General features: G+C 40.4%; 12 protein-coding genes and 1 riboswitch. Of the genes, 11 read left to right on the forward strand and 1 reads right to left on the reverse strand.

Going from position 1 to position 14,059, the window contains the following annotated elements:
- Positions 1 to 15 precede the first annotated feature (15 nt).
- Positions 16 to 741: a 16S rRNA pseudouridine(516) synthase gene (locus N8O43_RS03720; RefSeq protein ID WP_261089486.1), complete on the reverse strand. Its 726-nt coding sequence runs from the start codon at positions 739 to 741 to the stop codon at positions 16 to 18.
- A gap of 161 nt (positions 742 to 902) precedes the next feature.
- On the opposite strand from N8O43_RS03720, the gene typA reads away from it, so the two are divergent.
- From typA to N8O43_RS03775, 11 genes are all read left to right on the forward strand, one after another.
- Complete coding sequence (typA, locus tag N8O43_RS03725; RefSeq protein ID WP_000164111.1) at positions 903 to 2,744, forward strand: translational GTPase TypA; 1,842 nt, start codon at positions 903 to 905, stop codon at positions 2,742 to 2,744.
- Positions 2,745 to 2,763: 19 nt separating this feature from the next.
- Entirely contained in the window at positions 2,764 to 3,018 is a 255-nt protein-coding gene (locus N8O43_RS03730) for a DUF3165 family protein (protein WP_024056536.1), read from the forward strand.
- 474 nt (positions 3,019 to 3,492) lie between these two features.
- The gene (locus N8O43_RS03735; RefSeq protein WP_261089488.1) at positions 3,493 to 5,514 is read left to right on the forward strand and encodes a bacteriocin-associated integral membrane family protein; all 2,022 of its coding nucleotides are present in this window, start codon (positions 3,493 to 3,495) and stop codon (positions 5,512 to 5,514) included.
- Between the two features lies 1 nt (position 5,515).
- Positions 5,516 to 6,157: an ABC transporter ATP-binding protein gene (locus N8O43_RS03740; protein ID WP_000571283.1), complete on the forward strand. Its 642-nt coding sequence runs from the start codon at positions 5,516 to 5,518 to the stop codon at positions 6,155 to 6,157.
- A gap of 103 nt (positions 6,158 to 6,260) precedes the next feature.
- Positions 6,261 to 7,613 (forward strand): UDP-N-acetylmuramoyl-L-alanine--D-glutamate ligase, encoded by a 1,353-nt coding sequence (gene murD / locus N8O43_RS03745; protein WP_261089490.1) that lies wholly within the window; start codon positions 6,261 to 6,263, stop codon positions 7,611 to 7,613.
- Position 7,614: 1 nt separating this feature from the next.
- On the forward strand, positions 7,615 to 8,673 hold the full coding sequence (locus N8O43_RS03750; protein WP_261011059.1) for a UDP-N-acetylglucosamine--N-acetylmuramyl-(pentapeptide) pyrophosphoryl-undecaprenol N-acetylglucosamine transferase: 1,059 nt from the start codon (positions 7,615 to 7,617) through the stop codon (positions 8,671 to 8,673).
- A 9-nt stretch (positions 8,674 to 8,682) separates the two neighbouring features.
- Positions 8,683 to 9,930, forward strand: a complete 1,248-nt coding sequence (locus N8O43_RS03755; protein WP_261089491.1) for a cell division protein FtsQ/DivIB — start codon at positions 8,683 to 8,685, stop codon at positions 9,928 to 9,930.
- A 232-nt stretch (positions 9,931 to 10,162) separates the two neighbouring features.
- Entirely contained in the window at positions 10,163 to 10,864 is a 702-nt protein-coding gene (gene pyrF / locus N8O43_RS03760; protein WP_261089492.1) for an orotidine-5'-phosphate decarboxylase, read from the forward strand.
- 33 nt (positions 10,865 to 10,897) lie between these two features.
- Positions 10,898 to 11,530 (forward strand): orotate phosphoribosyltransferase, encoded by a 633-nt coding sequence (gene pyrE, locus N8O43_RS03765; RefSeq protein ID WP_261089493.1) that lies wholly within the window; start codon positions 10,898 to 10,900, stop codon positions 11,528 to 11,530.
- 233 nt (positions 11,531 to 11,763) lie between these two features.
- Complete coding sequence (lctO, locus tag N8O43_RS03770) at positions 11,764 to 12,900, forward strand: L-lactate oxidase (RefSeq protein ID WP_000120714.1); 1,137 nt, start codon at positions 11,764 to 11,766, stop codon at positions 12,898 to 12,900.
- A gap of 148 nt (positions 12,901 to 13,048) precedes the next feature.
- Positions 13,049 to 13,137: riboswitch (TPP riboswitch) on the forward strand.
- Between the two features lie 217 nt (positions 13,138 to 13,354).
- Positions 13,355 to 14,023: a TenA family protein gene (locus tag N8O43_RS03775; protein WP_045611973.1), complete on the forward strand. Its 669-nt coding sequence runs from the start codon at positions 13,355 to 13,357 to the stop codon at positions 14,021 to 14,023.
- The last annotated feature ends 36 nt before the right edge of the window (positions 14,024 to 14,059 follow it).

The raw sequence follows: 14,059 nt of genomic DNA on the forward strand, positions 1-14,059 counted from the left end.
TTCCGAGCTCATTTTTTAACCACTTTTTCTGAGAAAGTCACGAATGATTGTCAACTCTTCTGAGTTTAGGGGACGGTAGTCTCCTTCTTGAAGATTCTGATCCAAGCTCCAAGGTCCAAAATGGGTGCGCTTGAGTGAGGTCACCTTGACACCAACCGAGAGAAACATTTTCTTAACCTGATGAAATTTTCCTTCTGAAATGGTGATAGAGGCTTGACTGAGGGAAGGACTTGCAGATAGAATCTCTAGTTTTGCGGGTTTACATACAGTACCATCTAAAAAGACAATTCCCTTTTGAAAGGATTGGATATGGTCAGGTGTCAGAAGTCCATTAACCTCAACTCGATAAGTCTTATCGACATGATATTGGGGATGGAGGAGTTGGAAGCCCAAGGGACCGTTATCGGTCAAGAGGAGGAGTCCTGTCGTATCTCGGTCCAGTCGGCCGACGGCATAGAGCTTATCAGACTGGATGTCAGGCGCAAGGAGGTCCATGACGGTTGGAAGTTTCTTGTCTTTGTTGGCTGTAACGATACCAGCAGGCTTATGAAGCATAAGATAGGTGTGCTCATAGCCTTGAATGATTTGGTCCTGAAAAAGGAGTTCCTGTAGTCCTGTATCGATATTTTGGGCTAGGGAGCGTGCTGGGCAACTATCGACTAGAATTTCTCCTTTAAGTAAGGCTTGTTTCATGGCCTTTCGGCTGATTTTTTCTTGGGCTAATAAATTATCTAAACGCATACTGTGCCTATCTTATCATAAGTCGCTTGCTTTGAAAAGGCTTGACGTGAAAAGAAAAGCGGAGTGAAAACATTTACACTTGCTTGAATTATGTTATTTACTTGAAATTATGGTATAATCGTTCAGTTAGAAAATAAATTTTGAATATTATAGAGGAAATCATGACAAAATTAAGAGAAGATATCCGTAACATTGCGATTATCGCCCACGTTGACCACGGGAAAACAACCCTCGTTGACGAATTATTGAAACAATCAGAAACGCTTGATGCACGTACTGAATTGGCAGAGCGTGCTATGGACTCAAACGATATCGAAAAAGAGCGTGGAATTACCATCCTTGCTAAAAATACAGCCGTTGCCTACAACGGAACTCGTATTAACATCATGGACACACCAGGACACGCGGACTTCGGTGGAGAAGTTGAGCGTATCATGAAAATGGTTGACGGTGTTGTCTTGGTCGTAGATGCCTACGAAGGAACAATGCCACAAACTCGTTTCGTATTGAAAAAAGCTTTGGAACAAGACCTTGTCCCAATCGTTGTTGTTAACAAAATCGATAAACCATCAGCTCGTCCAGCTGAAGTAGTGGACGAAGTCTTAGAACTCTTCATCGAACTTGGTGCAGATGACGACCAGCTTGATTTCCCAGTGGTGTATGCTTCTGCGATCAACGGAACTTCTTCATTGTCAGATGATCCAGCTGACCAAGAAGCGACTATGGCGCCAATCTTTGACACAATTATCGACCATATCCCAGCTCCAGTAGATAACTCAGATGAGCCTTTGCAGTTCCAAGTGTCACTTTTGGACTACAACGACTTCGTTGGACGTATCGGTATCGGTCGTGTCTTCCGTGGTACTGTTAAAGTTGGGGACCAAGTTACCCTTTCTAAACTTGACGGCACAACTAAAAACTTCCGTGTTACAAAACTCTTCGGTTTCTTTGGTTTGGAACGTCGTGAAATTCAAGAAGCCAAAGCAGGTGACTTGATTGCCGTTTCAGGTATGGAAGATATCTTTGTCGGTGAAACCATTACTCCGACAGATGCAGTTGAAGCTCTTCCAATCCTACACATCGATGAGCCAACTCTTCAAATGACTTTCTTGGTCAACAACTCACCATTTGCTGGTAAAGAAGGTAAATGGGTAACTTCTCGTAAGGTGGAAGAACGCTTGCAGGCAGAATTGCAAACAGACGTTTCCCTTCGTGTTGACCCAACTGATTCACCAGATAAATGGACTGTTTCAGGACGTGGAGAATTGCACTTGTCAATCCTTATCGAAACTATGCGTCGTGAGGGTTATGAACTTCAAGTATCTCGTCCAGAAGTTATCGTAAAAGAAATCGATGGTGTGAAATGTGAGCCATTCGAACGTGTTCAAATCGACACTCCAGAAGAATACCAAGGGTCTGTTATCCAAAGCCTTTCTGAACGTAAGGGTGAAATGTTGGATATGATTTCAACTGGTAATGGTCAAACTCGTTTGGTCTTCCTTGTTCCAGCGCGTGGTTTGATCGGATACTCAACTGAGTTCTTGTCAATGACTCGTGGTTACGGTATCATGAACCATACCTTCGACCAATACTTGCCATTGATTCCAGGCGAAATTGGTGGTCGTCACCGTGGTGCCCTTGTTTCTATCGATGCTGGTAAGGCTACAACTTACTCAATCATGTCTATCGAAGAACGTGGTACGATCTTTGTCAACCCAGGTACTGAGGTTTATGAAGGAATGATCATCGGTGAAAACTCTCGTGAAAATGACTTGACAGTTAATATCACTAAGGCAAAACAAATGACCAACGTCCGTTCAGCTACTAAGGACCAAACAGCTGTTATTAAGACGCCTCGTATCTTGACACTTGAAGAGTCTCTTGAGTTCTTGAACGACGATGAGTACATGGAAGTAACGCCTGAGTCTATCCGTTTGCGTAAACAAATCCTTAATAAGGCAGAGCGTGAGAAAGCTAACAAGAAGAAAAAATCAGCTGAATAAGAGCTAGAAAGAGATAAAGATGGTTTATTTAATCATAGGACTCCTCTTATTACTACTCTATGTATTTGCGACACCAGAAAGCATTAAAGGGACAGTCAATATTGTCCTTGTCGTCTTTGCTTTTGTAGCACTCTTGATTTTGCTTATGCTGTCAGTTCTGCAAATCTTTCAGCTACCGACAGAATTCTTTATCGCAATCGCTATGCTCTTCCTAGCATACTTTAGCTTGCGAGATATTACCCTCATGTCGGTTAATAAAAGTAAAAGAAGATAAAAAGAGAGTTTCGGCTCTCTTTTTTGTTAGGAATTTTACAGTAGTTCGAATTGCTTTTTAGTTAATATCATTTCTTTTGCTTGGATAATATGAATGGGAAAAACTGAACTTAAATTCTTTCCCGACATCTATTTCTAAGGAAACTTTAAAATTCTATTACTAATGATATCTTAGTAAAATATGTTGATAGATTATATAGAAAGTGATATACTTAAGTTATAAGAAACCGATTTCAAAATAAGAAAGGATTAAATTTATACTCAATGAAAATCAAAGAGCAAACTAGGAAACTAGCCGCAGGCTGTACTTGAGTACGGCAAGGCGACGTTGACGCGGTTTGAATTTGATTTTTGAAGAGTATTGTTGTCTTGGTGCTCAGGGTGTGATGGATTAAACTAGGAAAATAATTCTAAGAATTTATAAAACATAAAATCTTTGTTCTATAGGATTATTCTCTTATACAAGGAGTCTACTATGAAGAAACTATTCATATTATTATCAACTTTTTTTCTCAGCTTTTTCTTTGCTTGGATTATTGTCTTACGTGCGCCACAATATTTATATGCAAGCTATGATTCCGTCTCCTTACTTCGTGTCAAAAAGGATACTCAGGAACCGACGCGTGAGGTATTTGAACAGGAATTGGAGAATTTTGCAAACTCAGAACAGAGTTTAATAGCTAGAAGAATCGTAGAGCCGAGTAAGGATGGGACGACTCACTTTACTTATGCAACTTATGGTCAGGGAACTTTACCAAAAGAATTCCAAGAAGCTAGCCAAGAAAGTCGTGAACGTAGTGATCCGCTAAATAGTTATCTCCTTTTGTCAGGCTCCTTGACGAAAGAAAAGCTTGCCGATAAATTAGGAGATTTGGGTTATAAAGCAATTCCTGACCGAAAGACACCGCCCTATTCTCTTGCTTTTAGAATGTTACTAATTCCCCTTATTTTAATTAGTTTAGCAATATTTGGCTTATCTTTCTTTGCTTTAGTGATTATCACTCGGATTAAGGAAATGAGAGCAGCAGGTATAAAACTCTTTTCTGGTCAGACTCTCTTATCCATCATGGGGCATTCTTTATCGACTGATATCAAGTGGATCCTTCTATCAGCCCTCCTTTCCTTCCTAGGTGGAGGAGTCGTTCTTTTTAGTCAAGGTTTGTTTTATCCTATTTTGTTAGCTACATATGGTTTTGGGATTAGTTTCTATCTTTTGTTTTTATTGGGTATTTCAATTTTACTAATGCTTCTTTATCTAATGAGTTTGAGTTACAAAGCATTAGTTCCTGTTATTAAGGGGAGATTACCCCTTAAACGCTTGATGGCTTTAACCCTATTGTGTCAGTTAGTAGCTGTTTTTACAGTGGGCTACGCTGTTAAGACAGGCTTGACGTCTTACCAACGATTGAAAGAACTTGAAATTTCAAAACAAGCATGGCAGGACAGAGCAGACTATTATCAAATTTCTTTTGGCTTAGGTGATAGAGTAAATGATACAGAAAATCAGAGCAAGTGGTATGCCTTTGCCAAGGAAGCAATCGAAGAAGAACAAGCTCTTTATGTAAAGGATAATCTGTTTCATTTTGCCAATCCACAAGGAAAAAATGAACAGGGAGAGACACTGGATACCTATAGCCCAGATGCTAATACGCTCTATGTTAGTCCAAGTTATTTGGACAAGGAAAAGGTCGTAGTAGATGCTGAGACTAAACAGAAACTAGCTCATCTTCAAAAAGGAGAATTTGGACTCTTATTACCAGAATCTCTTCGTTCACAGGAAGCAGAACTTAAGAAAGCTTTTGAAGAGAGTTTGAACTATTACGGACAATCAAGTGAGGATAAAAACGCTCCTTTAGAGTATGAAATGAGAGCGATTGTTAGCTATCTTCCAACTGGAGAAAAGCGATTTATTTATAATAACGGTGAAAGTCCAGTATCCATTCAGTACTTAACCGATCCGATTTTAGTTGTGTTCACTCCTACATCTACAGGTGATAGTATCATTTCCAAATCTGTTTGGTCTATCAATGCTGGAAAACAACTCTTTATCAAAGGATATGAGAGTGGGCTAGAACTCTTAAAGAAAGCTGGAATTTATGAGCAAGTATCCTATCTTAAAGAAGGAAGAAGTGTTTATCTAACTCGTTATAATGAAGTTCAAACTGAAACAGCAACTTTAATCTTAGGAGCTATTGTTGGGATAGCTAGTTCCTTGTTACTCTTTTATTCTGTCAATCTTCTATATTTCGAGCAATTCCGTCGAGATATCTTGATTAAACGAATTTCAGGTTTACGATTTTTTGAAACACATGCTCAGTATATGGTTAGTCAATTTGCCAGTTTTGTATTTGGTGCTAGTCTCTTTATTTTAAGCAGTCGAGACTTGGTGATTGGCTTGCTCACTTTATTAGTCTTTCTAGCTAGTGCAGTTCTAACGCTTTACCGTCAAGCGCAGAAAGAATCTCGTGTTTCTATGACAATTATGAAAGGAAAATAGAATGATTGAACTAAAGAATATATCTAAAAAATTTGGAAGCCGTCAGCTATTTTCAGATACGAATCTTCATTTTGAAGGTGGGAAAATTTATGCCTTAATCGGTACAAGTGGATGTGGTAAGACAACACTCTTGAATATGATTGGACGATTAGAGCCATATGACAAAGGACAAATCATCTATGATGGTACTTCTCTTAAGGACATCAAGCCTTCTGTTTTCTTTAGAGATTACTTGGGATACTTATTTCAAGATTTTGGCTTAATTGAAAGTCAAACTGTTAAAGAGAATCTCAATCTGGGTTTAGTTGGTAAAAAGTTGAAAGAAAAAGAGAAAATCTCTTTGATGAAACAAGCTCTAAACCGTGTTAACCTCTCTTATTTAGATTTAAAGCAACCTATCTTTGAATTATCAGGAGGAGAAGCACAACGTGTTGCACTAGCGAAGATAATTTTAAAGGATCCACCTTTGATCCTCGCAGATGAACCAACAGCTTCCTTAGACCCCAAAAATTCTGAGGAATTACTTTCTATCCTAGAATCTTTGAAAAATCCGAATCGAACTATTATTATTGCGACCCACAATCCTCTTATTTGGGAACAAGTGGACCAAGTTATTCGAGTTACCGATTTATCACATAGATGATAAGGTAAAATTCAGTTAGAAGAAAGAGTCACAAACACACTTTGTGGCTTTTTTATTTCCATAAAAATGGTAAAATAGTAAGAGTAGAAATGGAGTTCGAGACATGAAAGTAATAGATCAATTTAAAAATAAGAAAGTCCTTGTTTTAGGTTTGGCCAAGTCTGGTGAATCTGCAGCTCGTTTGTTGGATAAACTAGGTGCTATTGTGACAGTAAATGACGGGAAACCATTCGAGGACAATCCAGCTGCGCAAAGTTTGTTGGAAGAAGGGATCAAGGTTATCACAGGTGGTCATCCTTTGGAACTCTTGGATGAAGACTTTGCTCTCATGGTGAAAAATCCAGGTATACCTTACAGCAATCCCATGATTGAAAAGGCTTTGGCCAAGGGAATTCCAGTCTTGACTGAGGTGGAATTGGCTTACTTGATTTCAGAAGCGCCAATTATCGGTATCACAGGTTCGAACGGTAAAACAACCACAACGACCATGATTGGGGAAGTTTTGACTGCTGCTGGCCAACATGGTCTCTTATCAGGAAATATCGGCTATCCAGCCAGTCAAGTGGCTCAAACTGCGACAGATAAGGACACGCTTGTCATGGAACTTTCTTCTTTCCAACTCATGGGCGTTCAAGAATTCCATCCAGAGATTGCGGTTATTACCAACCTCATGCCAACTCATATCGATTATCATGGTTCTTTTGAGGAATATGTAGCATCCAAGTGGAATATCCAGAACAAGATGACAGCGGCTGATTTCCTTGTCTTGAACTTTAACCAAGACTTGGCAAAAGAATTGGCAAGAAAAACACAAGCTACCGTTGTACCATTTTCAACACTTGAAAAGGTTGATGGAGCTTATCTGGAAGATGGTCAACTCTACTTCCGTGGGGAAGTTGTCATGGCAGCGAATGAAATCGGAGTTCCAGGAAGCCACAATGTGGAAAATGCGCTTGCGACTATTGCTGTAGCCAAGCTTCGTGGTGTTGATAACCAAAGCATCAAAGAAACTCTTTCAGCCTTTGGTGGTGTCAAACACCGTCTCCAATTTGTGGATGAAATCAAGGGTGTCAAATTCTATAATGATAGTAAATCAACCAATATCTTGGCAACTCAAAAAGCCTTGTCAGGATTTGACAACAGCAAGGTCATTTTGATTGCAGGTGGTTTGGACCGTGGCAATGAGTTTGACGAATTGGTACCAGACATTACTGGACTTAAGAAGATGGTCATCCTAGGTCAGTCTGCAGAACGTGTCAAACGGGCAGCAGACAAGGCTGGTGTGGCATATGTGGATGCGACTGACATTGCAGATGCGGCCCGCAAAGCCTATGAACTTGCGACTCAAGGAGATGTAGTCCTTCTCAGTCCTGCTAATGCTAGCTGGGATATGTATGCTAACTTTGAAGTACGTGGCGACCTATTTATCGACACAGTAGCGGAGTTAAAGGAATAATATGAAAAAAATTGTCTTTACAGGTGGGGGGACGGTTGGACACGTGACCCTCAACCTTTTGTTGATGCCCAAGTTCATCGAAGATGGCTGGGAAGTCCACTATATCGGGGACAAGCGTGGTATCGAACACCAAGAAATCCTCAAGTCGGGTCTAGATGTCACCTTCCATTCCATTGCGACTGGCAAATTGCGTCGTTATTTCTCTTGGCAAAATATGCTGGACGTCTTTAAAGTTGGCTGGGGAATTGTCCAATCTCTCTTTATTATGTTGCGACTTCGTCCACAAGCACTTTTTTCAAAGGGAGGCTTTGTCTCTGTGCCACCTGTTATCGCAGCACGTGTTTCAGGAGTGCCTGTCTTTATTCACGAATCTGACCTATCTATGGGCTTGGCCAATAAAATTGCTTATAAATTTGCGACTAAGATGTATTCAACCTTTGAGCAAGATTCAAGTTTGTCTAAGGTCGAGCATGTGGGAGCAGTGACCAAGGTTTCAGACCAAAAAAGTCCAGAACCAGATGAATTGGTAGATATTCAAACCCACTTTAATCCTAAATTGCCAACTGTATTGTTTGTCGGTGGTTCTGCGGGCGCTCGTGTCTTTAATCAATTGGTGACAGACCATAAGAAAGAACTGACAGAGCGCTACAATATTATCAATCTAACTGGAGATTCTAGCTTGAATGAGTTGAGTCAAAATCTCTTTCGTGTTGACTATGTGACCAATCTCTATCAACCCTTGATGGAATTGGCTGATATTGTTGTGACACGAGGTGGTGCCAATACGATTTTTGAGCTCTTAGCCATGGCAAAATTGCATGTTATTGTGCCGCTTGGTCGTGAAGCTAGTCGTGGAGATCAGATTGAGAACGCAGCCTACTTTGTAAAAAAAGGCTATGCAGAAGAGCTTCAAGAAAGCGATTTGACCTTGGACAGTTTAGAAGAGAAGCTTTCTCACTTACTAAGTCATAAGGAAGAATACAAAGCTAAGATGAAGGCTTCTAAGGAATTGAAATCTCTAGCAGATTTTTATCAATTGTTGAAAAAAGATTTATCATAAGGAAAGTAAATGTCAAAAGATAAGAAAAAAGAGGGCAAAGAAATCCTCGAAGAATTTAAAGAGTTATCAGAATGGCAGAAACGAAACCAGGAATATCTAAAAAAGAAGGCTGAAGAAGAGGCGGCCCTAGCTGAGGAGAAGGAAAAGGAAAGACAAGCTCGAATGGCTTCAAAATCTGAAAAGTCAGATGAAACTGAGGATCAAGATAGTGAACCTGAACCAAAAGACCCAGAATCAGCTAAGGAAGAGTCTGAAGAAAAAGTAGAAAAGTCAGAAGACGTCAAAAAAGAAGAACCAGAGTCCAAAGAACCAAAATCCAAAGAACCAAAGAAACAGGCTAAAAAAGTAGAGAAAAAGCCTGTAAAGGAAAAAACGGTTAAACCGAAAATTCCAGGAGTTCATATCTGGCGGGCTATCTCGATTTTGTTTCTCAGTCTGCTTTTATTGGTTGTCTCTGCTTACTTGCTCAGTCCTTATGCGACCATGAAGGATATTCGTGTTGAGGGAACCGTGCAAACTACAGATGATGATATTCGACAGGCTTCAGGCATTCAGGATTCGGATTATACGATTAACCTTCTGCTAGACAAGGCAAAATATGAAGAGCAGATCAAGTCTAACTATTGGGTTGAATCAGCTCAGCTTGTCTATCAATTTCCAACCAAGTTTACAATCAAGGTCAAGGAATATGATATTGTTGCCTATTATGTTTCTGGAGAAAGTCATTATCCAATCCTTTCAAGCGGTCAGCTTGAGACCAGTTCGGTGAGTTTGGTCAGTCTGCCAGAAACTTATATATCAGTTCTCTTTAATAACAGCGAACAAATCAAGACCTTTACCTCAGAACTTTCTCAAATTAGCCCCGAACTCAAATCTTCTATCCAAAAGGTGGAACTAGCCCCAAGCAAGGTGACTTCTGATTTAATTCGATTGACTATGAATGATTCGGACGAAGTTTTGGTTCCTCTATCTGAAATGAGTAAGAAACTGCCATATTACAGTAAGATTAAGCCACAATTGTCAGAACCGAGTGTGATTGACATGGAAGCTGGAATTTACAGCTACACTGTGGCGGATAAATTAATCATGGAGGCTGAGGAAAAAGCCAAACAAGAGGCTAAGGAAGCTGAGAAGAAACAAAAAGAGGAAGAGAAGAAAAGGCTAGAAGAACAGCAGAATAAATTGGAAGAAGAGAAGAAAAAATTGGAGGAAGAAAGCAATCGAAACCAAACAAGTCAGCGTTCATCGCGTCGCTAGGTTTACCTATTCTCCTATAGCTCTTTAGTTGCCATGTTTTTACTTGACAAGTGTTAGTAGAAATAATAGAATAGTAAAAAACCTTTAAAGCAGTCCAGAGAGGCAGCTAAGGTTAGACGGTGAAAGGGTGGAGACTACCCATTTTTCGTGGAACCTTGCTGTTGGCAGGTTCCTTTTTTCGTGGCTTCTGTTGGCCAGACTCTCTCACTAGCAAAGGTAGAAGGAGAAACCTATGCGAGAACATCGTCCAGTCATTGCTCTTGATTTTCCTAGTTTTGAGGCGGTCAAGGAATTTTTAGCTCATTTCCCAGTAGAAGAAAGCCTTTATCTCAAGGTAGGGATGGAGCTCTATTATGCAGCGGGTCCTGAGATTGTGTCTTACTTGAAAGGTCTGGGTCACAGCGTCTTTCTTGATCTCAAACTTCATGACATTCCCAATACAGTCAAATCAGCTATGAAGGTCTTGTCTCAGCTTGGTGTGGATATGACCAATGTTCATGCGTCTGGGGGTGTAGAGATGATGAAGGCGGCGCGTGAAGGTCTTGGAAGTCAAGCAAAATTGATCGCTGTCACTCAGCTCACATCAACATCAGAAGCTCAGATGCAGGAGTTTCAAAATATCCAAACCAGCCTGCAAGAGTCTGTGATCCACTATGCCAAGAAGACGGCTGAAGCGGGATTAGATGGTGTTGTTTGCTCGGCTCAGGAAGTGCAACTCATCAAGCAGGCCACCAATCCAGATTTTATCTGTCTGACACCGGGCATTCGTCCTGCAGGTGCTGCAGTAGGAGATCAAAAACGTGTCATGACGCCAGCGGATGCTTATCAAATCGGTAGTAACTATATCGTAGTGGGACGTCCCATTACTCAAGCTGAAGACCCTGTTGCAGCGTATCATGCCATCAAGGATGAATGGACACAGGACTGGAATTAAAGAAATAGATTAGAAAAATAAAAGGAGAAGACCATGACACTTGCTAAAGATATCGCTAGCCACCTCTTGAAAATCCAAGCCGTTTACCTCAAACCAGAGGAGCCTTTCACTTGGGCATCTGGTATCAAGTCACCGATTTACACTGATAATCGTGTGACACTAGCCTATCCAGAAACTCGTACCCTAATTGAAAATGGCTTTGTAGATGCTATCAAAGAAGCCTTTCCAGATGTAGAAGTGATTGCAGGGACTGCAACAGCTGGGATTCCACACGGAGCTATCATTGCTGATAAGATGAACTTGCCTTTTGCTTACATTCGTAGCAAACCAAAAGACCACGGAGCTGGTAATCAAATCGAAGGCCGCGTAGCTCAGGGTCAAAAAATGGTAGTGGTTGAAGACCTTATTTCAACAGGTGGTTCTGTTCTTGAAGCTGTAGCAGCTGCTAAACGAGAAGGAGCAGAGGTCCTCGGTGTTGTAGCGATTTTCAGCTACCAATTGCCAAAAGCAGATAAGAACTTCTCAGATGCAGGTGTCAAACTTGTGACGCTTTCTAACTACAGTGAACTCATTCACCTAGCCCAAGAAGAAGGCTATATCACACCAGAAGGCTTGGATCTCCTAAAACGCTTTAAAGAAGACCAAGAAAATTGGCAAAATGCCTAAGACATAGAAAAATCAGGTAGTCACTAGGATTACCTGATTTCTTTTTTATACTAGAAAATGAAAAGATTATTTGAATTTCCATAACTTAAAAAAGTTTATCATTTTTAATTATCTCTGTAAAATGATTGAAAGTATGAAATTTCCAAACAAAATATTTGAAAAGTGTTGAAAAAAGAGTTAAGATATTTTTGTAATATACAAAGTAAACGCTTACTTATTAAGGAGGGCATTTTATGTCATACAAAACAAGCAATGCAGAAGGCCATGTAGATTTCATCAATACCTATGATTTGGAGCCAATGGCGCAACAAGTTATCCCTAAGGCAGCCTTTGGTTATATCGCAAGTGGAGCAGAAGATACTTTCACTTTACGTGAGAATATTCGTGCCTTTAACCACAAACTCATCGTTCCGCATACTCTTTGTGATGTTGAAAATCCAAGTACAGAGATTGAATTTGCAGGCGAAAAATTGTCTTCACCAATTATTATGGCGCCTGTTGCAGCTCATAAATTGGCAAATGAACAAGGCGAAGTGGCTACTGCGCGTGGTGTGCATGAGTTCGGTTCTCTTTACACAACCAGCTCTTACTCAACTGTCGACCTTCCAGAAATTACGGAAGCTCTTCAAGGGACACCTCACTGGTTCCAATTTTACTTTAGTAAAGATGATGGAATTAACCGTCATATTATGGACCGTGTGAAGGCTGAAGGCTACAAAGCGATTGTCTTGACAGCAGATGCTACTGTAGGGGGCAATCGTGAGGTTGATAAACGTAATGGTTTTGTCTTCCCAGTTGGCATGCCGATTGTTGAAGAATACCTGCCAGAAGGTGCTGGAAAATCAATGGACTTTGTTTACAAATCAGCTAAACAACGCTTGTCTCCACGTGATGTAGAATTTATCGCTGAATATTCAGGACTTCCTGTTTATGTCAAGGGACCACAATGCCGTGAGGACGTTGAACGTTCGCTTGCTGCAGGGGCTTCTGGTATCTGGGTAACTAACCACGGTGGTCGCCAAATCGACGGTGGACCAGCTGCCTTCGACTCACTTCAAGAAGTAGCAGAAGCAGTTGACAAACGCGTACCAATCGTCTTTGACTCAGGTATTCGTCGTGGTCAACACGTCTTTAAAGCCTTGGCTTCAGGAGCAGACTTGGTAGCTATTGGTCGCCCTGTTATCTATGGCTTGGCTCTCGGTGGTAGTGTCGGTGTGCGTCAAGTCTTTGAGCATTTGAATGCGGAATTGAAGACAGTTATGCAGTTGTCTGGAACTCAGACTATTGAAGATGTTAAACACTTTAAACTTCGTCATAACCCATACAACCCAACCTTCCCAGTTGACCCACGCGACTTAAAATTGTATTGATAAAACAGCTTGCCTCCACTTGATGTGGAGGTTTTTCTTCGTCTATAGGAAGAATAAATCACCATTGAAATCTATATAAATATATTTTCTAATCAAATATCTTGCTAGGGCTTTCATTTTTTGCTATACTGGTGCAGTAATTAAATAATAAAGACATTTGGGGTGCTTTAAGCTGAGATGATACCCATTGAACCTGATACAGTTAAGACTGGCGAAGGGAAATGTGAACAGTTTTTTTCGTATAGCGAAATGAACGATCTAATCTTGTAAGTCAACTCTAATTCTCGATTGTAATTGGAGTTTTTTTTGTTTATACAAACTGGATAGGCTTGTTTAGGTAGCTCTCTGCAAATGCCCTCGATGTTCTTTAAAAGTATCAGGTGGAATTACGATTTTGCTTGGTATCTCTTGATATTTTATTGATTACTAAGGAGTAAAGAAAGGAAAAATAAATATGGAAACACAAGACTATGCATTTGAGTCAGGTTTGACCGTTGGAGAATTATTAAAAAGCAGTCAGAAGGATTGGCAGGCTGCAATCAATCATCGTTTTGTTAAGGAACTTTTTGCGGGGACAATTGAGAATAAGGTCTTAAAAGACTACCTAATTCAAGATTATCACTTCTTTGATGCCTTCTTATCCATGCTGGGTGCCTGCGTAGCCCACGCAGACCAGCTTGAATCCAAGCTTCGTTTTGCCAAGCAACTAGGCTTTCTTGAAGCAGATGAAGACGGTTATTTCCAGAAGGCTTTCAAAGAGTTAAAAGTATCTGAGAATGATTATCTGGAAGTGACCTTGCATCCTGTAACAAAAGCCTTTCAGGATCTAATGTATTCGGCAGTGGATTCATCAAACTATGCCCATCTTTTGGTCATGCTGGTCATTGCAGAAGGTCTCTATTTAGACTGGGGTTCTAAAGATTTGGCTCTACCTGAAGCCTACATTCATTCGGAATGGATTAATCTCCACAGAGGTCCTTTCTTTGCAGAGTGGGTTCAATTTCTGGTTGATGAACTCAATCGTGTTGGGAAAGGTCTAGAAGATTTGACAGAACTTCAGCAACGCTGGAACCAAGCAGTCGCTTTAGAATTAGCCTTTTTTGATATTGGCTATGACGCCTAGTGAAGGTTTAGGATATTTACAAATTTGATGAGGTAA

This window comes from Streptococcus mitis (assembly GCF_946190335.1).
GTDB lineage: Bacteria > Bacillota > Bacilli > Lactobacillales > Streptococcaceae > Streptococcus > Streptococcus mitis_CH.

Bases quoted from the DNA above. Each gene is read 5' to 3' on its own strand.
- N8O43_RS03720 (WP_261089486.1), bottom strand. From the start codon at position 741: ATGCGTTTAGATAATTTATTAGCCCAAGAAAAAATCAGCCGAAAGGCC.
- typA (WP_000164111.1), top strand. From the start codon at position 903: ATGACAAAATTAAGAGAAGATATCCGTAACATTGCGATTATCGCCCAC.
- N8O43_RS03730 (WP_024056536.1), top strand. From the start codon at position 2,764: ATGGTTTATTTAATCATAGGACTCCTCTTATTACTACTCTATGTATTT.
- N8O43_RS03735 (WP_261089488.1), top strand. From the start codon at position 3,493: ATGAAGAAACTATTCATATTATTATCAACTTTTTTTCTCAGCTTTTTC.
- N8O43_RS03740 (WP_000571283.1), top strand. From the start codon at position 5,516: ATGATTGAACTAAAGAATATATCTAAAAAATTTGGAAGCCGTCAGCTA.
- murD (WP_261089490.1), top strand. From the start codon at position 6,261: ATGAAAGTAATAGATCAATTTAAAAATAAGAAAGTCCTTGTTTTAGGT.
- N8O43_RS03750 (WP_261011059.1), top strand. From the start codon at position 7,615: ATGAAAAAAATTGTCTTTACAGGTGGGGGGACGGTTGGACACGTGACC.
- N8O43_RS03755 (WP_261089491.1), top strand. From the start codon at position 8,683: ATGTCAAAAGATAAGAAAAAAGAGGGCAAAGAAATCCTCGAAGAATTT.
- pyrF (WP_261089492.1), top strand. From the start codon at position 10,163: ATGCGAGAACATCGTCCAGTCATTGCTCTTGATTTTCCTAGTTTTGAG.
- pyrE (WP_261089493.1), top strand. From the start codon at position 10,898: ATGACACTTGCTAAAGATATCGCTAGCCACCTCTTGAAAATCCAAGCC.
- lctO (WP_000120714.1), top strand. From the start codon at position 11,764: ATGTCATACAAAACAAGCAATGCAGAAGGCCATGTAGATTTCATCAAT.
- N8O43_RS03775 (WP_045611973.1), top strand. From the start codon at position 13,355: ATGGAAACACAAGACTATGCATTTGAGTCAGGTTTGACCGTTGGAGAA.